A 23,557-nucleotide genomic window follows, 5' to 3' on the forward strand; every position below is an offset into this window, starting at 1 on the left:
AATGGCCAAGAAGCCCGGTGACGCGACATTCATCAAAGACCCGCTCTGGTACAAGGATGCGGTGATTTATCAGGTTCATGTGAAATCGTTCTTCGATTCCAATAACGACGGGATCGGCGATTTCGCGGGCTTGATAGAAAAGCTCGACTACATTGCCGCGCTGGGGGTCAACACCATCTGGTTGTTGCCGTTCTACCCGTCGCCGCGCCGGGACGATGGTTACGATATTTCCGAATACCGCGATGTGCACAGCGATTACGGCACCATGGCCGATGCCAAGCGCTTCATCGCTCAGGCGCACAAGCGTGGCCTGCGGGTGATCAGTGAGCTGGTTATCAACCATACGTCCGACCAGCACCCGTGGTTTCAGAAAGCGCGTCATGCCAAGCCCGGCTCCAAGGCACGGGATTTCTATGTCTGGTCGGATACCGACCAGAAATACGACGGCACGCGGATCATTTTTCTCGACACAGAAACGTCTAACTGGACTTGGGACCCGGTCGCCGGTCAATACTTCTGGCACCGTTTTTACTCCCACCAGCCGGATTTGAACTTTGATAACCCGCAGGTACTGGATGCAGTGCTTGAAGTCATGCGCTTCTGGCTTGATCTGGGCATCGACGGCTTGCGTCTGGACGCTATCCCGTACCTGATCGAACGCGACGGCACCAATAACGAGAACCTTCCGGAAACCCATCAGGTGCTCAAGCGTATTCGCGCCGAGATCGATGCGAACTACCCGGACCGCATGCTGCTGGCCGAGGCCAATCAGTGGCCGGAAGACACCCAGCTGTATTTCGGCGACAGCAAGGGGCCGGATGGCGACGAATGTCACATGGCGTTTCACTTTCCGCTGATGCCGCGCATGTACATGGCGCTGGCGCAGGAAGACCGTTTTCCGATCACCGATATTCTGCGCCAGACACCGGAAATTCCGGAGAATTGCCAGTGGGCGATTTTCCTCCGCAACCACGACGAACTGACCCTGGAAATGGTGACGGATCGTGAGCGTGATTACCTATGGAATTACTATGCCGCTGACCGCCGCGCGCGGATCAACCTGGGTATTCGTCGACGCCTGGCACCACTGGTTGATCGGGACCGCCGCCGGGTCGAACTTTTGAACAGCATGCTGTTGTCGATGCCCGGCACGCCGACGTTGTATTACGGTGATGAGATCGGCATGGGCGACAACATCTATCTAGGCGACCGGGATGGTGTGCGTACGCCGATGCAGTGGTCGATCGACCGTAACGGCGGCTTCTCGCGTGCCGACCCGGCCAGCCTGGTATTGCCGCCTATCATGGACCCGATGTACGGCTTTCAGTCGGTCAACGTCGAAATTCAGGAGCGTGACCCGCACTCGCTGCTGAACTGGAATCGACGCATGCTGGCGGTGCGCAAACAGCAGAAGGCATTCGGGCGTGGCACGCTGAAAATGCTCTCGCCGTCGAACCGCCGCATTCTTGCGTATACCCGCGAGTACACGGCACCCGATGGTCACAGCGAAGTGGTGTTGTGTGTTGCCAACGTTTCCAGCGCCGCCCAGGCTGCAGAGCTTGAGCTGTCGGCTTACGCAGGCACAGTGCCGGTGGAAATGCTCGGTGGCAGCGCATTTCCGCCTATCGGGCAGTTAAGCTATTTGCTGACGCTCCCGCCGTATGGTTTTTACTGGTTTTTACTGGCTTCGGAGAATCAAATGCCCAGTTGGCACGTTGAACCCGCGCAGAGCATGCCGGACTTCCCGACCCTGGTGCTCAAGAAGCGCCTTGAGGAGTTGCTCGAAGAGCCGCTGCGCAGCACCATGGAAAAAACGTCACTGGCTGTTTATTTGCCAAAACGCCGCTGGTTCGCAGGCAAGGGCAAGGACATAGAGCAGGTCAATATCGCGTATGCGGTGCGTTTCGGCGATGAGGCGCACCCTGTGTTGCTCAGCGAAATAGAAGTGACTGCAGATGGCCAGACCGATCGCTATCAGCTGCCATTCGGCTTGCTCGCCGAAGACGACATCAGCAGTGCATTGCCACAGCAACTGGCACTTGCCAGAGTGCGGCGTAATCGTGATGTCGGGCTGATCACCGATGCGTTTACTCTGGAAACCTTCATTCGTGCAGTGATTCAGGGCATGCAGTCGGATACGGTCATCCCCTGTGCCGACGGCGAGTTGCGTTTCGAGCAGAGTTCGCAGCTGGCACCGCTCGCCCTCACCGCAGAGTCGGAAGTGCGCTACCTGTCTGCCGAGCAGTCGAACAGCTCGGTGGTCGTCGGTGGCAGCCTGGTGCTCAAACTGATTCGTAAAGTCAGTGCCGGGACGCACCCGGAGCTGGAAATGGGTGCTTTCCTGACCAATGCCGGCTTCAAGAATATCTCGCCGTTGCTGGGTTCGCTGGTGCGTGTCGGCAAAGACGGAAAACCGAATCTGCTGATGATTGCCCAAGGCTACCTGAGCAATCAGGGTGACGCTTGGGAGTGGACGCAGAACAATCTGGAACGCGCAGTACGCGATGAGTTGGCGCATGGCGTGTCCGGTCAGGAACAGCATTACAATGCGTTGCTGGAGCTTGCGGACTTTTCGCGCAGCCTTGGCCAGCGTCTCGGTGAGATGCACCAGATTCTGGCGTCGCCTACCGACAACGCAGACTTTGCTGTTGAAGTCACCAGCAGTCAGGACAGCAAGGCCTCCGGAACCAGCGTCAATGCTCAGCTTGAGCGCGCCTTGCAACTGCTTGAGCAGCGCAAGGGCGATCTCGAGCAGGACGATCAGCAACTGGTCAGCGATTTGCTCGCCCAGCGCAAGCAGATTCGTCAGCGCGTCGAAGGTCTGGCAAAGCGCTCGGCAGGTGGCCTGCGCATTCGCGTGCATGGTGACTTGCACCTCGGCCAGGTGCTGGTGGTCAAGGGCGATGCCTATCTGATCGATTTCGAGGGTGAACCGGCCCGCGCACTTGAAGAACGCCGTGCCAAGCACAGCCCGTTCAAGGATGTCAGCGGTGTTTTACGCTCGTTTGACTACGCTGCCGCCATGGCGGTACGCAGCGCGCAAAGCGTTGATACCTCGCCTGAAGCCGCCGGTGCTCGCAAACGTGTCGCCGAGACCTACCTGGCGCAGGCGCGGGAAGCCTTTATCAAAGGCTACCGTTCGGCAACAACCGGAATGGCCCATGCCTGGAAAGATGCAAAAGGGGAGGACGCCGCACTGGAATTGTTCACCCTTGAAAAAGCTGCTTATGAAGTGATCTACGAAGCCGAGAATCGTCCAGCCTGGTTGGCCGTACCCTTGCAAGGCTTGCGTGGGTTGCTGCAACCGTCTGATGGAGAGCCAATATGAATGCGCCTCACAAAACCGGCACAGGCCGCCGCGCGATTCCCGCTGCTGTGGACCTCGATGCGCTGATCCGCGCTGAACACCGTGATCCTTTCTCGATCCTGGGTCCGCACGGTGATGGCGGCAGCGGGCAATACGTTCGTGCCTATCTGCCCGCAGCGTTGAGCGTGCGTCTGCTGGCCAAGGATGATGGTCGCGAGCTGGGCGAGATGGAAATGAGCGAGGTGCCGGGGTTTTTCGTCGGTCATCTCGAGCAACCCCAGCCTTACCTTCTGAAGGTCCAATGGGCTGGCGGTGAACAAATCACCGAGGACCCTTACAGTTTTGGCCCGCTGTTGGGCGAGATGGACCTTTATCTATTCGCCGAAGGTAACCACCGCGACCTGAGCAGTTGCCTTGGCGCGCAAGTGACCAACGTCAATGGCGTGGACGGGGTTCGTTTTGCGGTCTGGGCGCCGAATGCCCGCCGAGTGTCGGTGGTCGGCAGTTTCAACAGCTGGGATGGTCGTCGTCACCCGATGCGCCTGCGTCACCCGACCGGCGTATGGGAGATTTTCGTCCCGCGTCTGCAGCCTGGTGAGGTCTACAAGTACGAGATACTCGGTGCCCACGGGATTCTGCCGCTTAAAAGCGACCCGATGGCACTGGCCACCACGCTGCCGCCCGATACGGCGTCAAAAATCTCTGCGCCGCTGAAGTTCGAGTGGAACGACCAGGAGTGGCTGCAATCACGAACAGGGCGTCACGACGTTGCCGCACCGCTGTCGATCTACGAACTGCACGCAGGTTCGTGGCAGATGGAGCAGCACGAGGACGGTCAATGGCGACAGTACAACTGGCGCGAGCTGGCTGACCGACTGATTCCCTACGTCAAGGAACTGGGCTTCACCCACATCGAGCTGATGCCGATCATGGAGCACCCGTTCGGGGGCTCATGGGGCTATCAGTTACTGGCCCAGTTTGCACCGACCGCCCGTTACGGTTCGCCAGAAGATTTCGCTGCGTTCGTCGACGCCTGCCATCGGGCTGAAATCGGCGTGATTCTTGACTGGGTGCCTGCGCATTTCCCGACCGATACCCACGGGCTGGCGCAGTTCGACGGCACCGCGCTGTATGAGTACGCCGATCCCAAGGAAGGCTTCCATCAAGACTGGGACACGCTGATCTACAACCTGGGGCGCACCGAAGTTCATGGCTTCATGCTGGCTTCGGCGTTGCACTGGCTCAAGCATTACCACATCGACGGTCTGCGCGTGGATGCGGTGGCGTCAATGCTGTACCGCGACTATTCGCGTAAAGCGGGCGAATGGGTGCCGAATCGCTTTGGCGGACGCGAAAACCTCGAGGCAATCGACTTTCTGCGTCATTTGAACGACGTAGTTGCGCTGGAAGCCCCAGGGACCATGGTGATTGCGGAAGAGTCGACCGCGTGGCCGGGTGTCAGCGAGCCGACCCAGCAGGGTGGGCTGGGCTTCAACTACAAGTGGAACATGGGCTGGATGCATGATTCGCTGCAGTACATGATGAAGGATCCGTTACATCGCAGGCACCACCACGGCACCCTGACTTTCAGCCTGGTGTATGCGTGGTCCGAGCGTTTCGTATTGCCTATTTCCCACGATGAAGTGGTACACGGTAAACATTCGCTGATCGACAAAATGCCTGGCGACCGCTGGCAGAAATTCGCCAACCTGCGCGCCTACCTTTCATTCATGTGGACGCACCCTGGCAAGAAACTGCTGTTCATGGGCTGTGAGTTCGGCCAATGGCGCGAGTGGAATCATGACGAGCAACTGGACTGGTACTTGATGCAATACGCCGACCACGTTGGCGTAAAGAATCTGGTCGGCGATCTGAATCGCCTCTATCGCCAGGAAAAGGCGCTGCACCAGCGCGATGCCGATCCAGCCGGCTTCCAGTGGCTGATCGGCGACGACCAGGCCAACAGCGTGTTTGCCTACCTGCGCTGGAGCAATGATGGCGAGCCGCTGCTGGTGGTGGCCAACATGACGCCAGTGCCGCGCCTGGATTACCGTGTAGGCGCGCCCGTATCAGGGGCATGGACTGAGTTGCTGAATAGCGACGCGCAAACCTACGCAGGTTCCAACATGGGCAATGGTGGGGAAGTGAACACCGAAGACGAGCCAGCACATGGGATGGAGGCTTCACTGAAACTGAACCTGCCGCCGCTTGCCGTGCTTATCCTCAAACCGAAGAAAGACTGACCAAGGCGCATCCCCGCGCTGACGGTCGCATTACCACACCAGCCTGAAACCCAGGCTGGTGTTTACTCCCTCCGTTCCTTGTTCGCCCAGATCACCAAGGTAATCAGCGCTCCAGTGCAGACTGGCATTGCTGCTCAATGTCGCTATCATCCCGGCGCCGATACTGCCCGTCGTTGATCGATGCTCGGTTCTTATCTGCTCTGCATGATCGAATGTCAGCGTGTCATGGCCGTCCTTGGTGTGCCAGAGGTTGGCTCGTAGATAAGGCTCTATCGGTACGCTACTGAATTGATAGCGCCCCTTGAAACGCACGCCGATGCGCCCTGTGGTGTAAGCCTGACTGTCGAATCCGAGATGGGCAATGCTGTCATGCTGGTCCTGAAGGTCTATGCGTTGGTAGATGATCTGTAGCTGAGGCTCTGCAACCCAGCGCTGTGAGAGTGGCAGCGGATACCCGGCCTCTGCAGACAGGCTCATCACATGGCCTTCAATGTCGACACCTGTGCCCCTGACAGAGCGGCTGCGGCCGTCCAGGCGAGTGCCCATCGCTACGGCGTCAACGTACCCGCCACCGGGCGTCGTCAGCGTCCAGTAGGCCCCCAGGCTTTGCCCGCTCAGTTTCAGGTGCCCTGTTTCGTAGTTTCTGAAACCTTCAGAGAAACCCTGCACCTTGCCATCCAGACGGTTATGCGCGACGAACAGCCCGACGCGCTGGCTCCGCCCGTTTTCCAAGTGCCAGGCATACAGATCATGGCCGATCTGGTAGCCCTTGAATGAAGCGTCCAGGCCTGGGCTCACGTCTCCAGACCAGTGTTGCCTGAGGTCGCTGCCAAACACACGTGCCCATCCGGCAGGCGCCATGCCGTATTCAGTCAGTAGCGCCTGATCACCCTGGCGCTCATGAAAGGTGCCCAGTGAACTCAGCGCCAGGACCGCAGCGCTTGGCGCTGCCACTGAATAGTTGGCAACCTCGGGGCGGTACAACGCGATGGGCGCGGCTCCGCGAACGGGGTCCGGCAGTGGCGGTGTTCCGATCGCGGGCACTGGCAGTGTGGCTGCCGGGAGGACCGGTGCCGGGGTGGTCGGCGCGGGCTCAGGGTTTGGGGGCGGGGCGGGCACAGGTTGCGGTGTTGGTGTCGGCTCGGGAACAGGTTCAGGAATCGGCTCAGGTGTCGGCTGGGGAGTTGGCTGTGCAGGTTCGGGGAGGGGCTCGACAGGGGGCGGCGCTGGCGTTGGCGGCGCAATCACTGCAGAGCGCAGGAACCAGCTGTTCTCAGAGCCGGCAGTGGCGCCGCCCTTGAACAGGTAATACTGATAAGCGCCTGCAGACAGCGGATTTTGCAACGAAAAGGCGCTGCTATCGCTGGTTGCACCGTTGATGGCTTGTACCACTTCAATGCCGTTGCCAAGGGTCAGGGCGCCCAGCCCACCCGCATTGCTGACGATCATGCGCGTAGAACCACTGATACGACCCTGTGCCACCACCAGTCGGTCGCTGGGGGATGCATCATCGCCCAGTGCCGAGAGCAACAGCAGCCGCCCGTTGTGGCCGGTGTAATTGCCGTTCACCGTCAATGTGCCAGTGAGCGCGCGGCCTGCATCGCTCACGTCCAGCGTTCCGGCATTCTCTAATGAAGCGAGGGATGCGGCGTGGAAGGGCGCAATGCTGCCCGAGTTCGAGATCAGCGTACTGGTGGAGTCAATGTTCAGAACGCCGGTGTTACTCACGCCGTCACCAAGGACCAGCTTACCGGCCAGATTCAGCTGCGAGCCGTTACTCACGTTGACCGTCTCCCAGTTGGCATAGCGACCCGGCTGCGACGATACAGTGTTGTCGAAAGTCAGCACGTCATTGCCAGGGCCGCCGTCAAGCAACGGATTGGCGCTCAGGTAATATTCGCTCAGGTTGTACAGTCGCGCCGTATCATCGCCTTCGGCCATCAACACACTGCTGCGGGCGTAGCCGCTGTTCAGCCAGTTGAAACTGTCATTACCGGCGCTGGCGCGAACTTCACCGCGTATATCGCCACCGCTGAGGGTGATCTGGTCGTCGCCTCCGCTGACGCTGACATTGCCGCCCACAGAGCCGCCCGAGAGGGTGATCCTATCCCTGCCAAAGCCGGTTACCAGGTTGTTGATGATTGTGCCACCGGACATCTCGAACACATTGTTGTCCAGCTTCATGTCGACGCGGCCAATGCTGCCGCCGGTCATCACCGCGACGTCGCCGTCCTCGAACGCGCGAATGATGGTGCCTCCGGTCATCAGAAAGGTATCTCGCCCGTCGCCCTGAGCCAGCGAGCCCAGCGTACCGCCGCTCATGAAAAAGTTGTCGGGATCGTCGCCCTGGTTCAGGCTGCCGCTGATCTCGCCCGCCGACAACGTGAATGAGTCGACCCCGGCACCTTGAGTGACGTTGCCCAGAATACGGCCTGACTGCATATCAACGTTGTCGACTCCTGCCCCGTAGCTGATATCGCCGGAGACCGTGCCTGTTCCGCCTGTTGGAAATATCAGAATGTGATCGCCGCTAAGGCCGATAAATGAACCGCTGATGCCACTGTCGCAGACTTGAACGCCGGGCGATGCCGAGGCCCCAAGTGCGCAGGCTCCCTGTGCACAGGACGGGATAATGGCCAACATCATGACCGGCAGGACATTACGGGTGTGGTACAGATGAATACAACGAATTTTCATGACAGCTCTCCCGGCCAGGCAGGCAGCAGGGAGGCAATCGAAACGGATCAAGGCGCCAGACTGCCACGCTCAGTGACGTCGCACCAAGGCTGGCGACGGTCGCTTTGCAGGCCTGTTTTCAAGGCCCGCAGTACGAAGTCAAGAGGTCGCTGGCCGATGCGTCAAGAAGTTGACCGACCGGTGGCGGGATTTAAAAACTTGCTACCAACTATTGGAATTACAAGCAAAAAACTTATGCACTAAAGGTAGTGTTCATGCCGGATATGTTTGGTCAGCGGTACGGCGTGATAACCAGATTGTCAGCGCCAGCGCGCATACCGACAGCAACGCCGCGTAAAAAAAGATCCAGTCATAGCCCTGACCCAGGGCGATAGCCCCCATTACAGGGCCGGCAATTGCCAGGGCCAGATCGAAGAACACTGCGTAGGCACTCAGACCTGCGCCTCGACTGGGGGTAGGCACGCTTTTGATCGCTTCCACGCCCAGCGCCGGGTAGATCAGCGACAGCCCCACACCGGTCAGCCCGGCCCCTGCCAGAGCAATGCCGCTGCTCGGTGAAAGCCAGAGCATCAACAGCCCGCAGATCTCTACTGCCATACAGACGATGGCCGCGTTATAGCCGCCGAGCCGGTTGATGGCGCCGATGAACAGCAGGCGGGCGAGGATAAAGCACACGCCAAACATGCTCAGGCAATAAGCCGCGCCTTCCCAGCCACGGCTCAGATAAAACAGGGTGATGAACGTTGTCAGCGTGCCGTAGCCGATAGAGGACAGCGTCAGTCCCAGACCATAAGGCGCGATACGGCCGAACACTGACCAATAGGGCAGGCGCTCACCGGCTACAACCGGCACCGATGGCTTGTTGTGGATCAGCCACAGCGCCAGCCCGGCCATCACCATCAAGGCGACCCCCAGGCTGTTGAAGCCCACGGTATCTATGACTACCACGCCCAGCGGTGCACCAATGGCTATCGCACCATAGGACGCGATGCCGTTCCACGAAATTGATCGGGCCGTGTGTTCCGATCCGAGCTTGCCGATGCACCAACTGATGGTGCCAACCCCGATAAGCCCTTGGGAAACGCCGAGAAACAGTCGCGCAACGATCAGAATCGACAGGCTCAGCGTGGCAAACTCCTGAAGCAGCGTTGCCAGTAACGTCATGCTGCCACTGATGACGATGCCCCACAGTCCGAACACGATAGAGCGCTTGCTGCCCAGCGTATCGGTCGCCCGGCCGGCAAAAGGTCGACTCAGCAGCGTTGCCAGGTATTGCGAGGCAATGGTCAGGCCGGCAATCAACGGGCTGAAACCCAACTGGTCGTGAACATAGCCGGGTAGCACCGCAATAGGCAGACCGATGCACAGGAAGGCGATGAATGTGTAGAAAACGATGGAAACGATTTGCAGGGTAATCGTCATGGAACCGGAGTGTGCGGCAGGCATTGGGCTCTTCGCTGGCAGGCGGTGGGAGTGCCTCATCATGGCGTGCACTGTGACTAAAAGAAAGCAGGCTAACGGTTTTATATGGGCGGGTTATCAGGCAGTTGCTGTTCTGCAGATATGGTCATAGGATGACTGATCACACCACAATAATAAAAAGGTTTGCCATGAGAAATATTCTGTTGCTGGCCGCTGCAGTCGGTTGTTCGTTTGGCCTGCCTGCCCAGGCAGCCACGTTTGCTTACATATCCAGTCCCACCGACGGCCTGATATCTCAATACCGTCTGGATGAGCAGAGCGGCGCGCTCAGCCTGGTCGAGCAGACAAAAGCCGGAGATCAGGTCAATCCGATGGCCATCTCACCGGACGGCAAAGCGTTATTTGCGGCGCTGCGTTCCAAGCCTTATCAAGTGCTGAGTTTCAGCATCGAGCCTGCAACAGGGCATCTCAAGCCGCTGAGCCAGGCACCATTGGCCGAGAGCCTGGCCTACCTGTCTACCGATCGCAGCGGGCGCTTCCTGTTCGGCGCGTCGTATGGTGCCGATTTGCTCAGCGTCCAGCCCATCGATGCGCAACACCGCCCAAGCGACAGTATCCAGACCTACAAGACCGGCATGCATGCGCATTCGGTGCGCACCGACCCGAGCAACCGTTTTGCATACGCCGGTAATCTTGGTGTTGATCGTGTTCTGCAATACCGGCTGGAGCCAAAGGACGGCAAGCTTGTGCCCATTGGCGAGGGCTATGTTGCTGTTACCGAGAATACCGGCCCACGCCACTTGGCATTTTCGTCCGATGGCAAATTTCTGTACGTGGTCGGCGAAATGAGTGGCACCGTCACTGCGTTCGCGATTAACCAGAAAACCGGTGCGTTGAAGCAGACAAGCACGGCGGACGGTATCCCGAAACGCTTGAACCTGGCGCCGGGGCAGGCCCGCGATGCGCGCAACAATGATCTCAAGGATGACCCCACCCCGCGTATCTGGGCGGCAGACATTCGCCTCGCGCCGAATGGCAGGTTGCTGTTTATCAGCGAGCGCACTACCAGCAGCGTGTCGGTGTTCAAGGTCGAGCCTGCCAGTGGCAAGGTGACGTTTGTCGAAAACTATCCGGTGCAGGAAAAACAGCCACGCAACATCGCAGTGTCACCCAATGGGCGCTGGTTGCTGGTGAGCGGTGAGAAAAGCGACAAGGTCGGCAGTTACGCCATTGCGGCGAACGGTGCCTTGCAGCGGGTCAGCGAAGCGCCCTCGGGCAAGGGTGCGCTGTGGATTGAAATGCTCAGCCAGCCGGGCCAGTAGCGGTTTTGAAAATAAAAAGCCCTGTCACAAGACAGGGCTTTTTGCTGTAGCAGCCTGACAGGCTTAGAACGAAACGCCCTGGCTGCGCAGGTAATCGTCGTAGGTACCGCTGAAGTCGATCACGCCGCTTGGGCTGAGTTCGATGATGCGGGTTGCCAGCGAGGACACGAACTCGCGGTCGTGGCTGACGAAAATCAGGGTGCCCGGGTAGTTTTCCAGCGCAAGGTTCAGCGCTTCGATGGATTCCATGTCCAGGTGGTTGGTCGGTTCGTCCATCACCAGCACGTTCGGTTTTTGCAGGATCAGCTTGCCGAACAGCATGCGGCCCTGTTCACCACCGGAAATCACTTTGACCGACTTGAGGATCTCGTCATTGGAGAACAGCATGCGGCCCAGAGTGCCACGTACCATTTGCTCGCCGCCTTGCGTCCACTGGCCCATCCAGTCGAAGAGGGTAGATTCGTCTTCGAAATCGTGAGCGTGGTCCTGAGCGTAGTAACCGATTTCTGCTGCTTCGGTCCACTTGACCGTGCCTGCATCGGGTTGCAACTCGTTGACCAGGGTGCGCAGCAGGGTGGTCTTGCCGATGCCGTTCGGACCGATGATTGCGACACGCTCGCCGGCTTCGACCTGGAAACTGAAGTCCTTGAACAGTGTCTTGCCGTCGAAGCCTTTGGCCATGCGATCGACAATGACTGCCTGACGGTGCAGCTTTTTGGTCTGTTCGAAACGAATGAACGGGCTGACACGGCTGGACGGCTTGACCTCGGCCAGCTGGATCTTGTCGATCGCCTTGGCTCGGGAAGTGGCCTGCTTGGCTTTCGATGCGTTGGCCGAAAAGCGGCTGACGAACGATTGCAGCTCGGAGATCTGCGCTTTCTTCTTGGCGTTGTCGGACAGCAACTGCTCGCGGGACTGGGTCGCCACGGTCATGTACTCGTCATAGTTGCCCGGGAACAGGCGCAACTCGCCGTAATCCAGGTCGGCCATGTGCGTGCACACGCTGTTCAGGAAGTGACGGTCGTGGGAGATGATGATCATCAGGCTGTTGCGCTGGGTGAGGATGTTTTCCAGCCAGCGAATGGTGTTGATGTCCAGGTGGTTGGTTGGTTCGTCGAGCAGCAGCACTTCCGGATCGGAGAACAGTGCCTGCGCCAGCAGAACGCGCAGCTTCCAGCCGGGCGACACTTCGCTCATCGGGCCGTTGTGCTGCTCGATGCCGATACCCAGGCCCAGCAGCAGTTCGCCGGCACGGGACTCGGCAGTGTAGCCGTCCATTTCCGCAAACTCGGTTTCCAGCTCTGCCACGGCCATGCCGTCGTCTTCGCTCATTTCCGGCAGCGAGTAGATGCGGTCGCGCTCGGCCTTGACCTTCCACAGCTCTTCATGACCCATGATCACGGTGTCGAGCACCGTGAATTCTTCGTAGGCGAACTGATCCTGGCGCAGCTTACCCAGTCGTACGTTCGGCTCCAGCATCACCTGACCGCCCGAAGGCTCAAGGTCGCCACCGAGGATTTTCATGAAGGTGGATTTGCCGCAGCCGTTCGCGCCAATCAGGCCGTAACGGTTACCGGCGCCAAACTTGACCGAGACGTTCTCGAACAAGGGTTTGGGGCCGAACTGCATCGTGATGTTAGCTGTGGAGATCAATTACTTTACCTATCAATAACTTGGGCAATAACTGGGGAGCGCTGGTGTCAGCGGGTGTCGGGTTCTAGACCCGACCGGAGCTGTTCAGCCTGCTCCGCCTGAGCATGAGCTGATCCAACGGGCATACGTCTACAGCAACGGCAGCCTGCCATGGCCGCGTTGCCGGGATATGAATGTGGGGGTTCATGCCAGACATTGGCGCGCATTGTCGCATAGGTCGGGCGGCAGTGACATGGTGGACGGTGCCGGATTGCCGAGTTGTCTGCGTTGCGGTTCGCTCAGGTGCCTGTCGGGTAGCATTGCTCAAGGCGTTTGCGCAGGGCAGAGGCAGGTGCGATTTCAACGGAAGTCGCAGAAGAAATAGACAGGGTCGTCAAGTTGCCTGATAGGGAGGTCGTTTACGTTCGGCTGGCGTTGTAATGGGCGACGCTTACTTTAAGTCGGGCTTCATCAATGCTCAACCTGGGAATGACTTCATCTGGAACTCGCGAGCTGTCGGACAAATTGAACACCTGAAAATCATCCCCGACTACTTGTTTCGACATAAGTTCCAGTGACGGGAGAATTCTTGATTCGTAGTGCTGGTCCAGTCCACAAGGCGAGCACACGTCTGTCGACGATTCATAGAACCGGCCTGCAGACTGATTCATATCAAAGCCTACGAGAAAGACGCTATCAAAACCAAGGTGATAGGACAATTGCAAGGCGAGATACATGACCGTGCGGGCGTCGAAAAAGCCCAGTTCCAGGTTTTTGCTGAAGCCGATATCCCTGCTTCTATGACTCCATAAAGACAGTTTTCTGACCAGCGCATCTTCTCGTGAACAGAGCGCTGCAACCGTCGACAACCTCGGTGATTTCTTCAGCGCATAGGCGTGCCCGGAAGGCCTGGGAATGCCGGAGTTGAACTGGTCTTCCCACAGGCCGACATTCTCGCTTTCGCGCATTGCCGCGGCGAACAGCTCGGGCTGCTGGTTGGGAAAGTCCCGGTCAGTACACACGTAGAACAATGGCTTGATGTTCGTTCCTGCAAACATCGAGAACGCCCCGTTCATGGTAATCATCGGGGTGTCCGAAAAGTCTCGGATCGGAAAGTTTCTGGCAGATTGACCTGAACCAATCAGCAGAACCGGGCCTTTTCTGGTGCCTCTGCATTTGCCGAAATCAAGTACGCGGATCGGCTTCGGAATGTGATCTTCAGCTGACTTTCGAAGATAAACCGCCGCATTGATGGATTGACTAGTCATGACTACCTCATGAGCACTAGTGGCAAATTAGTTAGGGTATTTGGCGCGCAATGCTATTGGCTGCTGGCCATTAGTTCAATATCAAAGAGTTTCAGTAGCGTATCAAACTGGAAACATTAAGCCACAGGTTGGTGATTAATTTTTGAAGATTTTTTTCTTGCGTTAGAGGATTTTTAGGATGTAATGCACGACCTGCAGTATTATTTAATACTAAATAGCCAGTATCAAACTCGCGGTTAATGCACCTGCCGCTAGATGCGCTTAGTGCAATATTGCTGAGCATACATACAGGCTTCGCGCTGTACGAGGGGAGGGAGGCGGGAGAGGGTGAGGCTGCAAGGCCCGGCTATCACCGGGCCTCCTTGTTGTGGCGAATTTATTGACAGCTAATCGGATTTCCGTTCCTGCCGCTTCCTCCTGAACCAGCTCCCCAGCGCGTGGAAAGGGTGAATGAACATCGCAATCGCTCCGAGCAGAAAGACGATGGAGACAAGGATCAGGCCCAGGCCCTCGTGTGCAAACATAGTGATTGACTCCTGTTGTTCACTTTGTCGGTGCGCTGAAGACTAGTCGCTGAAACGTTTCACCTCATGAAGAAATGTTAATGAACTTTCCTGAAAAGGCTGCCAGGCGAGCTTTTTGCAGTGCTGATTCTGTTGCGCCGACACTCTGAAGTACCTGCGTTTGCTGACTCAAATAGCCGAGGGGGAGCGGGTTTTCCATGCGCCGTTCTGGTGATGAGGCGTCGCAAAATTCATCCGCCGCGGAACTAGATGAAGTGATGACGAGACTATAAGCACGCTCGCGTTCGTCAGGCCATGCCGATGACCGCGCATTCTCATCACCCGGAGGTTCCTGACATGAAGTCCCTTTTCCGTCCAGTCTTGCTGCTGGCTGTTGCTTTACCCCTGTTGCTGACCGGCTGCGGGGATAAGGAGCCCGAGCAACGCACTGCGTTCACTCAGTTCCTGCAAACCCGAATTATCGACAAGCCAGGTGTGCACGTTCCCAAACTGACGGACGACGAAAAGAAAGCCTTTGGTGACTACAGCTCGCACTATGCCGTTATTTCCGACTTCGGCGCGGGTATGGACACCGCTGTACAGCCTCTCGCCGGCTTGATGCAGAAAGGATCCTTTCGTTCGGTAAGCGATGTCATTCAACGTCGCGCAGACCTGGCTGCCGTGCAGACAGGTCTTGATGAAGTCGGTGAGAAGCTGACCATCGAGCAGGGCAAGGCAGATGCGGCACATGCCAAACTCAAGCAGCCCGATGACTTGAAAGTCGTTTACGACAAGGCGTATGACAGGACGGTGAGCGTACCCGCCAACACGTTCCGTGAAGTCTTGCCGCAAATAAAGGGCACGTTTTCGAGTGGCCTGAAGGTTGCCGATTATGTGGACGCGCACAAATCGCAAATCGATATCTCGGGTTCGGCGATAACCGTCAAGGACCCGGTCGTACAGGCTGAACTCAACAAATTGCTGCAAGAGCTGAACGATCAGGGCAAAAACGCTCAGCAGGCTCAGGCTCGTCTGCAATCGCTCATGACCGGTCGCTGAGATTGAGCTGACGGCTTGCCCCGGCCTTGTTGCCGGGCCAGGCCGTGTGTCGGGTATGATTCGCGTGTCTTTTTGCCTGCCCCGGGGCCTGTCTGCTTGATAATCAAACCTCTCCCATCGACGATTGCCCTGCGTGAAGCAGTGCCCGCTGACGCTATATGCCTGAGCGCGCTGGGCATGCAGGTCTTTCTCGACACCTACGCAACGCAAGGCATCCGTGAGTCCATCGCGCGCGAAGCCCTCGAGGCATTTTCCCCGCAGGCGTTTGCGCATCTGCTTGGCGCATCGGAAACGCTCATTATCGTGGCTGAATCTCTTGGGCATCTGATCGGCTTCGCTCAGGTAACGCTGTGCGTCGATCACCCGATGCTCGGCGTATTGACGGCTGCCGAGTTGCAACGCCTCTATGTGCAGGAACGCTTCACTGGATGTGGAGCAGGGCGACTGTTACTCGAAGCCGCCGAGCAGCGCGCTGCGGCCAGAAAGGCCGCGTTGATGTGGGCGACTGTCTGGGTTGGCAACCCGCGCGCGTTGGGGTTTTATCCGCGTCAGGGTTATGAAGTAAAAGGTTCGCCACGTTATGAGTTTCAGGGCGAAACACATGAGAATCGGCTGTTCGCCAAACTGCTCGGCGGGTCAGATCCGGCGCGGACTTCTGTTTGATTAACGATTGCAGCTGCCTGCCTCCCTGTGAGCGCAGCGGAACTCCGTGACGCCTCACAAGACTCGCGTTTATCCTTGCGCACCATTCTGAGCATTGTTGCCTTCAAGGAGTCCTTGCAGTGACCACCATCAAAATTACCGCGGGCGGATACGAGTTTCTGGCCGAAGCCAATCCGGATGCGCCGCAAACGGTGGAAGCATTTCTCAAGCTGCTGCCTTATCGGCAGAAATTCATCCATGTGCGCTGGAGTGGTGAGGGCTGCTGGGTGCCACTGGATGATTATCAATTGAAGCTGGATGGCACGTTGATCGGTTTCGAGAACGCGACCAGTCATCCTTCTGTGGGCGACATTCTGTTCTATCCGGGCGGTTACAGCGAAACCGAGATTATCCTGGCGTACGGTTCGTGCTGTTTCGCCAGCAAGATGGGCCAACTGGCCGGCAATCATTTTCTGACCATTACTCAAGGCAAGGAAAACCTGCGCAAACTGGGCGTCAAGACGCTTTGGGAAGGCGCTCAGGATGTGCTTTTCGAGCTGGCCTGAGCCTGTGGTTAGCGCGCAGTAGTCATTTGCCAGTATTTCTCGGAACTGCTGATCTTCGCCAGGGGTCTAGTCCACAATGCTTCCAGCTCCCGGAAGCCGACCTGGAGACAAGACCTTGAATATCTTTGAAGCATTGCGTGAAAGCCATGATCGTCAGCGCGGTTACGCCGACGCACTGATCCAGACCAGCGGCGACAGTGTCGAACGAGAGAAAGCCTACAAACAGCTCAAGGATGAGCTTCAAGCTCATGAGACAGCCGAAGAACGGTTTTTCTATATTCCCCTGATGGCCCACGACAATGGCGTGGACCTCAGCCGCCATGCCATTTCCGAGCATCATGAAATGGACGAGATGATGGAAGAGCTCGATGAAACCGAGATGTCCAGCCCGGCCTGGCTGGCGACTGCGAAAAAGCTGTCGGAAAAAGTGCATCACCACTTGAAGGAAGAAGAGCAGAAGTTCTTTCAGATGGCAGGCAAGTTACTTGATGAAAAGCAGAAAGAGAGCCTGGCTGGTGAATACGTGAAGGAATACGAAGAGCAATTGGCTGAGGGGTAACAGGCCCGTGCAGTGCTAGAATCGGCTTTTTTATCAGCGAAGGCACGACATGAAGTTTCTGTTTTTGACGAGCGCAACGGTGATTGCGGCAACGGTTCTGGCCGGGTGCGCAGCGCCTTCAAACTCGGCACGTGCGGCAGGGCCATTCAAGGTCCTGTCGAGTGCCAAGCAGGATGCCGCCGTTGCCCAGTGCATTCAGGTGACCTGGCAGAACGAAGCGATGTTTGGCACATCGTCAGATGTGTTCCTGCATGATCTTTCCGGTGGCGGCTTCACTGTTTTCACTACTGAATCCAGGTATTTCGCAGACGTACACGCCAAAGGTCCTGCCACTGCTGTCGAGTTCTACGCTCCGCAGGGCGATACCCAGGCCGCCTTGCGATCCGCTGCGATTGCTACCTGCCTCTGAATGATGCTGTTCGTCATGCCTCAACCGGACTGACTTTCTTGCCAATGCTCCCGCATTGGCAGGCAGTTCCAGCGTTTTGCACCTGTCCTCACTGCGGCGCGACCGTTGCGCCTGCACCAGTACTGCGTACTCGACCGCGGCGCGCGCACAAGAGTGGGGCCTTACCACTCATTTGTGACAAAAGGTAGCGGTGCCCTCAAGTCGTAATATCACCCAGCCATCAATTCCTTCGTCTCCAGCCTTTTGATTTGCCTCGAGATTTTTATGCGGTGTTTTTCGCAGGCCTCGTATGGCACACTTTCTGCTGTCTATTCCGTTGTTACATACAATTGTCCGCTATAGCGGAATAAAAATACTTCGGCGGAGTCTATGTCATGCATCGCGGACCTTCTTTTGTGAAAGCTTGTGCATTTGTCCTTGCAGCCTCATTCACGCTGGCCAACGCGGCTCAGGCCGCCGAAGGCAGCAAGCTGGATGCAGTATTGAAACGTGGCAGTCTGGTGGTGGGTACAGGCAGTACCAATGCCCCGTGGCATTTTCAGGGAGCGGACGGCAAGTTGCAGGGTTTCGATATCGACATCGGCAGGATCATCGCCAAGGGCCTGTTCAATGACCCGAGCAAGGTCGAGTTTGTGGTGCAGTCATCGGATGCGCGAATTCCCAACTTGCTGACTGACAAGGTCGACATCAGTTGCCAGTTCATCACCGTTACCGCCAGTCGTGCACAGCAGGTGGCGTTCACCTTGCCGTACTACCGCGAAGGCGTAGCGTTGTTGCTGCCTGCCAACAGCAAATACAAGGAGATTGACGACCTTAAAGCCGCGGGCGACGGAGTGACCGTTGCCGTGCTGCAAAACGTATATGCCGAAGAGCTGGTGCATCAGGCGCTGCCCAAAGCCAAGGTCGATCAGTACGACAGCGTCGACCTGATGTACCAGGCGATCAACTCGGGGCGCGCCGACACGGCCGCCACCGACCAGTCTTCAGTGAAGTACCTGATGGTTCAGAACCCTGGCCGCTACCGCTCGCCGGCTTTTGCCTGGAGCCCGCAAACCTACGCTTGTGCCGTCAAACGTGGCGATCAGGACTGGTTGAACTTCGTCAACACCGCCTTGCATGAAGCCATGACCGGTGTCGAGTTCCCGGCTTACGCCGCCTCGTTCAAGCAATGGTTTGGTGTCGATCTGCCTGTGCCTGCAATCGGTTTCCCGATGGAATACAAATAAGTCCACTCTGACCTTCAAGGGCAGGGCAGGCCATCGGGCTTTCCCTGCCAGGTACGGGCAAGCATGAATTATCAATTGAATTTTGATGCCGTATGGCGCGACTTTCCCAGCTTGCTGGCGGGGTTGGGCCTGGGGCTGGAACTGGCCCTGATCTCGATCGCCATCGGCTGTGTGATCGGGTTGGCAAATGCATTTGCGCTGCTGTCACGTTACAAGGCACTGCGAATTGTCGCGTCGATCTACGTCACCGTGGTGCGCAACACGCCCATTCTGGTGTTGATCCTGCTGATCTACTTCGCCTTGCCCGGGCTGGGCATTCGCCTGGACAAGCTGGCGTCGTTCATTGTCACGCTGTCGCTGTACGCCGGTGCCTATCTGACCGAAGTCTTCCGTGCCGGTTTGCTGAGCATCCACAAAGGTCAGCGCGAAGCAGGGTTGGCCATCGGTCTGGGCGAGTGGCAGGTGAGGGCATACATCATCGTGCCGGTGATGTTGCGCAACGTGTTGCCAGCGCTATCCAACAATTTCATTTCGCTGTTCAAGGACACCTCGCTGGCAGCCGCCATTGCGGTGCCGGAGCTGACCTACTACGCGCGCAAGATCAACGTCGAAAGCTACCGGGTGATCGAAACCTGGCTGGTGACCACTGCACTCTACGTAGTGGCCTGCTATGTGATCGCCATGCTGTTGCGCACCCTCGAACAACGTCTGGCGATTCGCCGCTAGGAGGCTGTCATGTATCAACCCCCTGGCTGGTTGCAGGAATTGTGGACCGCGAGAGAAGTGCTCTGGTCCGGCTTTTTGACCAGTATCCAGTGCTCGGCGCTGGCGATTGCTGCGGGCACGTTGATCGGCATGCTGGCCGGTCTGGTGCTGACCTATGGCGGATTCTTCGCACGGTTGCCGATCCGGCTTTATGTGGATCTGATTCGCGGTACGCCGGTGTTCGTGCTGGTGCTGGCAGTCTTTTATATGGTGCCAGCGCTGGGCTGGCAGATCAGCGCGTTTCAGGCTGGCGCAATAGGCCTGACGTTGTTCTGCGGCTCTCACGTATCGGAAATCGTGCGCGGTGCCCTGCAGGCCATTCCCGCTGGCCAGCTGGAGGCTGGCAAGGCAATCGGGCTGCGTTTCAATCAGTCGCTGCGCTATGTGTTGTTGCCGCAGGCCATGCGCCAGATCCTGCCGACGTGGGTCAATTCCTCGACCGAGATCGTCAAGGCTTCGACACTGCTTTCAGTCATTGGTGTGGCTGAACTGTTGTTGAGCACTCAGCAGGTGATTGCGCGCACGTTCATGACCCTGGAATTCTACCTGTTTGCAGGTTTTCTGTTCTTTCTCATCAATTACGCCATTGAGCTTCTTGGGCGGCAAATCGAAAAACGGGTGGCATTGCCATGACACAGACTCATACCGCAACCCCCGGCCCGGCGCTGCTCAGCATCGAAGGCCTGCACAAGTCCTACGGCGCAGTGGAAGTGCTCAAGGGGGTCGATCTGCGTATGCAGAAAGGCAACGTTGTTACCCTGATCGGTTCCAGCGGCTCGGGCAAGACCACCTTGCTGCGCTGCGTCAATCTGCTTGAAGAGTTTCAGGGCGGTCATATCCGGCTTGAGGGGCAGGATATCGGTTACAGCGACGTAGACGGCAAGCGTACCCGTCATCCGGAGCGGGTTATTGCACAGCACCGGGCAATGACTGGCATGGCGTTTCAGCAATTCAACCTGTTTCCGCACCTCAGCGCCTTGCAGAACGTGACCCTGGGTCTGCTCAAGGTCAAGAAGATGCCCAAGGATCAGGCCATTGCCCTGGCGGAAAAGTGGCTGGACCGGGTCGGGCTGCTGGAGCGCCGCAATCACTTTCCCGGCCAGTTGTCCGGTGGTCAGCAGCAGCGGGTCGCAATTGCCCGCGCCATTGCCATGAATCCCAGCCTGATGTTGTTCGATGAAGTCACTTCTGCGCTCGACCCGGAGTTGGTCGGCGAAGTGCTGAGCGTTATCAAGGACCTGGCCGAGGACGGCATGACCATGCTGCTGGTGACTCACGAAATGCGTTTCGCCTATGAGGTTTCAGACCAGATCGTATTCATGAATCAAGGGCGCATCGAGGAGCAGGGGCCACCCAAGACACTGTTCGAGCAACCGAAATCGACGCGCTTGAGCGAATTCCTCAAGAACATCCGTTTTTAACGTTTCACGACGTCCAATGCTTCAAGACAAGGAAAAACTCATGACTATTACCCGTTATGGCGCAGGCAGCACTGCTGGGGGCGGCCAGCCACGTCCATTCGCACGAGCAGTCGAGGCCGACGGCTGGCTGCACGTTTCCGGCCAGGTGCCTGCGCAGGATGGCGAGATTATCGTCGGCGGTATCGTCGAGCAGACGCACCAGACCATGCGCAACCTGATCGCGATCCTCGACGAAGCCGGTTATGCGCTCGAAGACGTAGTACGGGTCGGCGTGTGGCTGGAAGACCCACGGGACTTCTGGAGTTTCAACAAGGTGTTCGGTGAATACTTCAGCCCCGAGCATGCACCGGCGCGCGCTTGCGTGCAGGCCAGCATGATGGTCGACTGCAAGGTCGAAATCGACTGTATTGCTTATAGGCGCAAGTAGCAGCTTCAAGCCAGAAGCCTCGGGTTATCTGGCTTACAGCTCTACTTAAGGAATGAGTCATGACTGAAGACACAATCAAGCGCCGGGCACGTGGACTGGACCGGGCGTTCGATATTCTGGATTTCCTCAAGGAAAAGGCCAGACCCATGCGTCCCAACGAAATTGCCAGCGGAATCGGCAGCCCCAAATCGACGGTTTACGAGCTGGTGGCGTCGCTGCTGGAGCGGCGTATTCTGGAAACGGTCGGCAAGGACGGGCATGTCTACCTTGGCCGTCAGTTGTACTTTCTCGGTCAGGCGCACTTGCGCCACTTCGATTTCACTCGCGAGGCGGAAGTCTGCCTGGGCGAGATCGTCAGCCAGACGCGGGAAACCGCGCAGATGTGCCTGCTCAATGGCCGAAAATACACCGTTGCGCTGATGAAAGAGGGTGAGCGGCATTTCAGGATTTCCTCGGACATCGGTGAAAACGCGCCCATCCCGTGGACCGCTTCCGGGCGTCTGCTGCTCAGCCACCTCAGCGATCAGCAGATCATCGACCTGATTGATCCCGACGATTTCATCCTCCCGGGTGGCGAGCGTCTGCCGCTGGAAACCTTCTTGCGGGAAATCCGCAAGGCGGGCGAAGAGGGTTTCTTCTCCTTCGATAGCGTGGCCGACACCTTCACGCACTGTTTCGCCGCGCCGGTGAAAAACGAGCACGGTCAGTGCATCGCAACCCTGTGCATTGTCGCGCCGCGTGCCGATGCCAAGACCCATTACGACGACTATCGACGGGTGCTGATCGACAGCGCCAATGGCCTGGCTCGTCGAATAAACGAATAACTGCAGGAGATTACTGATGAGCATCGCTGTCATGGACACCGCCGTCATGGACAAGGGCACTGCACAGCCGGGCGACAGCCTGGTCACTGATGTCAGCCTGCCTGCACTGGTCATCCATCGTCAGGCGCTGGATCACAATATTCGCTGGATGCAACGTTTTGTCAGCGACAGCGGTGCAGAACTGGCACCGCATGGCAAGACCAGCATGGTACCGGCGCTGTTTCGGCGACAGCTGGACGCGGGCGCATGGGGCATGACCCTCGCCACGGCGGTCCAGACCCAGGCCGCTTATGCGCATGGCGTACGGCGGGTGTTAATGGCCAACCAGTTGGTCGGCGCGCCGAACATGGCGGTGATTGCCGATCTGCTGGCTGACCCGATGTTCGAGTTTCACTGCATGGTCGATCACCCGGACAATGTCGCTGCACTGGGCCAGTTTTTCGCGGCACGCGGCCTGCGTCTGAACGTGATGATCGAATATGGCGTGCCCGGTGGACGCTGCGGCTGTCGCAGCGAAGCGCAGGTGCTGGCCCTGGCTGACGCTGTTCAGGCCCAGCCGGCGCTGGCGTTGACGGGTATCGAGGGTTACGAAGGCGTCATCCACGGCGACCATGCCATCGATGGCATCAAGGCTTTTGCGGCGTCGCTGGTGCGCCTGGCTGTCGACCTGCAGGACAAGGGCGCATTCGCTTTGGATCGCCCGATTGTCACTGCATCCGGCTCGGCGTGGTACGACCTGATCGCTGAAGCATTCGATGCCCGGGCCGTTCGCGAACGGTTCCTCAGCGTGCTGCGCCCCGGCAGTTATGTGGTGCATGACCACGGTATCTACAAGGATGCGCAGTGCTGCGTGCTGGACCGACGTGCCGAGCTGAGCGAAGCGCTGCGTCCTGCGCTGGAGGTCTGGGCGCATGTGCAGTCCATGCCGGAGCCGGGTTTTGCGGTGATCGCCATGGGCAAGCGCGACGTTGCCTACGATGCAGGGCTGCCCAACCCGCTGCTGCGTTACAAAGCGGGCGTGCAGCCTGCATCAGGCGACGACGTCAGTGCCTGCAAAGTGACTGCCGTGATGGATCAGCACGCTTTCATGACCGTCGCGCCCGGGTGCGAGTTGAAGGTTGGCGACATCATTTCCTTCGGTACCTCACACCCGTGTCTGACCTTCGACAAGTGGCGTTCAGGTTGTCTGGTTGATAATGACATGCGAGTGATCGAGCCTTTCAGCACCTATTTCTAGTTCCGGTATTGGCAGGAGTAATCGTCTC

Annotated in this window: 19 protein-coding genes; 15 read left to right on the forward strand and 4 right to left on the reverse strand. The window is 57.9% G+C overall.

The genetic code is table 11. The annotated features are described in order from the left end of the window. Position 1: 1 nt before the first annotated feature. Both treS and glgB read left to right on the forward strand, forming a co-directional pair. Positions 2-3,328, forward strand: a complete 3,327-nt coding sequence (gene treS / locus KP808_RS12000) for a maltose alpha-D-glucosyltransferase (RefSeq protein WP_230018569.1) — start codon at positions 2-4, stop codon at positions 3,326-3,328. Next, complete coding sequence (glgB, locus tag KP808_RS12005; RefSeq protein ID WP_058409366.1) at positions 3,325-5,550, forward strand: 1,4-alpha-glucan branching protein GlgB; 2,226 nt, start codon at positions 3,325-3,327, stop codon at positions 5,548-5,550. The genes treS and glgB overlap by 4 nt, the downstream gene beginning before the upstream one ends. Before the next feature lie 30 nt (positions 5,551-5,580). Here glgB and KP808_RS12010 read toward each other — a convergent pair whose 3' ends face one another. Together KP808_RS12010 and KP808_RS12015 are read right to left on the reverse strand one after the other, a co-directional pair. Continuing rightward, a complete protein-coding gene (locus KP808_RS12010; RefSeq protein WP_230018571.1) occupies positions 5,581-8,247 on the reverse strand; it encodes an autotransporter family protein in 2,667 nt (888 codons plus the stop codon). 252 nt (positions 8,248-8,499) lie between these two features. Beyond that, positions 8,500-9,693 carry an MFS transporter gene (locus KP808_RS12015; protein WP_230018573.1) on the reverse strand — a complete coding sequence of 398 codons (1,194 nt, stop codon included), beginning with the start codon at positions 9,691-9,693 and terminating at the stop codon, positions 8,500-8,502. 164 nt (positions 9,694-9,857) lie between these two features. On the opposite strand from KP808_RS12015, the gene KP808_RS12020 reads away from it, so the two are divergent. Continuing rightward, complete coding sequence (locus KP808_RS12020; protein ID WP_058401500.1) at positions 9,858-10,991, forward strand: lactonase family protein; 1,134 nt, start codon at positions 9,858-9,860, stop codon at positions 10,989-10,991. Between the two features lie 63 nt (positions 10,992-11,054). On the opposite strand, the gene KP808_RS12025 is transcribed toward KP808_RS12020, so the two are convergent. Both KP808_RS12025 and KP808_RS12030 read right to left on the reverse strand, forming a co-directional pair. Then, the gene (locus KP808_RS12025) at positions 11,055-12,644 is read right to left on the reverse strand and encodes an ABC-F family ATPase (protein WP_002553692.1); all 1,590 of its coding nucleotides are present in this window, start codon (positions 12,642-12,644) and stop codon (positions 11,055-11,057) included. Positions 12,645-13,042: 398 nt separating this feature from the next. After that, complete coding sequence (locus KP808_RS12030; protein ID WP_058401501.1) at positions 13,043-13,891, reverse strand: hypothetical protein; 849 nt, start codon at positions 13,889-13,891, stop codon at positions 13,043-13,045. An 860-nt stretch (positions 13,892-14,751) separates the two neighbouring features. On the opposite strand from KP808_RS12030, the gene KP808_RS12035 reads away from it, so the two are divergent. The 12 genes from KP808_RS12035 (at position 14,752) to KP808_RS12090 (ending at position 23,529) form a co-directional block, all read left to right on the forward strand. Further along, entirely contained in the window at positions 14,752-15,453 is a 702-nt protein-coding gene (locus KP808_RS12035) for a DUF3053 domain-containing protein (protein ID WP_058401502.1), read from the forward strand. Positions 15,454-15,552: 99 nt separating this feature from the next. Next, the gene (locus KP808_RS12040; protein WP_230018841.1) at positions 15,553-16,116 is read left to right on the forward strand and encodes a GNAT family N-acetyltransferase; all 564 of its coding nucleotides are present in this window, start codon (positions 15,553-15,555) and stop codon (positions 16,114-16,116) included. A gap of 119 nt (positions 16,117-16,235) precedes the next feature. Further along, positions 16,236-16,661, forward strand: a complete 426-nt coding sequence (locus KP808_RS12045; RefSeq protein WP_058409361.1) for a DUF3830 family protein — start codon at positions 16,236-16,238, stop codon at positions 16,659-16,661. Positions 16,662-16,776: 115 nt separating this feature from the next. After that, positions 16,777-17,220, forward strand: a complete 444-nt coding sequence (locus tag KP808_RS12050) for a hemerythrin domain-containing protein (protein ID WP_005743629.1) — start codon at positions 16,777-16,779, stop codon at positions 17,218-17,220. A gap of 49 nt (positions 17,221-17,269) precedes the next feature. Further along, positions 17,270-17,629, forward strand: coding sequence for a hypothetical protein (locus KP808_RS12055; protein WP_005743630.1), 360 nt, complete (start codon positions 17,270-17,272; stop codon positions 17,627-17,629). 374 nt (positions 17,630-18,003) lie between these two features. Further along, on the forward strand, positions 18,004-18,855 hold the full coding sequence (locus tag KP808_RS12060; protein ID WP_058401503.1) for a transporter substrate-binding domain-containing protein: 852 nt from the start codon (positions 18,004-18,006) through the stop codon (positions 18,853-18,855). Positions 18,856-18,918: 63 nt separating this feature from the next. Next, on the forward strand, positions 18,919-19,581 hold the full coding sequence (locus KP808_RS12065; RefSeq protein WP_002553700.1) for an amino acid ABC transporter permease: 663 nt from the start codon (positions 18,919-18,921) through the stop codon (positions 19,579-19,581). Between the two features lie 9 nt (positions 19,582-19,590). Next, the gene (locus KP808_RS12070) at positions 19,591-20,253 is read left to right on the forward strand and encodes an amino acid ABC transporter permease (protein WP_004665521.1); all 663 of its coding nucleotides are present in this window, start codon (positions 19,591-19,593) and stop codon (positions 20,251-20,253) included. Continuing rightward, the gene (locus tag KP808_RS12075) at positions 20,250-21,041 is read left to right on the forward strand and encodes an amino acid ABC transporter ATP-binding protein (RefSeq protein WP_002553702.1); all 792 of its coding nucleotides are present in this window, start codon (positions 20,250-20,252) and stop codon (positions 21,039-21,041) included. The genes KP808_RS12070 and KP808_RS12075 overlap by 4 nt, the downstream gene beginning before the upstream one ends. 40 nt (positions 21,042-21,081) lie before the next feature. Then, positions 21,082-21,468: a RidA family protein gene (locus KP808_RS12080; RefSeq protein ID WP_002553703.1), complete on the forward strand. Its 387-nt coding sequence runs from the start codon at positions 21,082-21,084 to the stop codon at positions 21,466-21,468. Positions 21,469-21,527: 59 nt separating this feature from the next. Then, positions 21,528-22,292, forward strand: coding sequence for an IclR family transcriptional regulator (locus KP808_RS12085; protein ID WP_004658792.1), 765 nt, complete (start codon positions 21,528-21,530; stop codon positions 22,290-22,292). A gap of 31 nt (positions 22,293-22,323) precedes the next feature. Continuing rightward, positions 22,324-23,529, forward strand: a complete 1,206-nt coding sequence (locus KP808_RS12090; RefSeq protein WP_080396316.1) for an amino acid deaminase — start codon at positions 22,324-22,326, stop codon at positions 23,527-23,529. Positions 23,530-23,557 lie beyond the last annotated feature (28 nt).

It is taken from the genome of Pseudomonas savastanoi (genome assembly GCF_020917325.1).
In the GTDB taxonomy this organism is placed as follows: Bacteria; Pseudomonadota; Gammaproteobacteria; order Pseudomonadales; family Pseudomonadaceae; genus Aquipseudomonas; species Aquipseudomonas amygdali.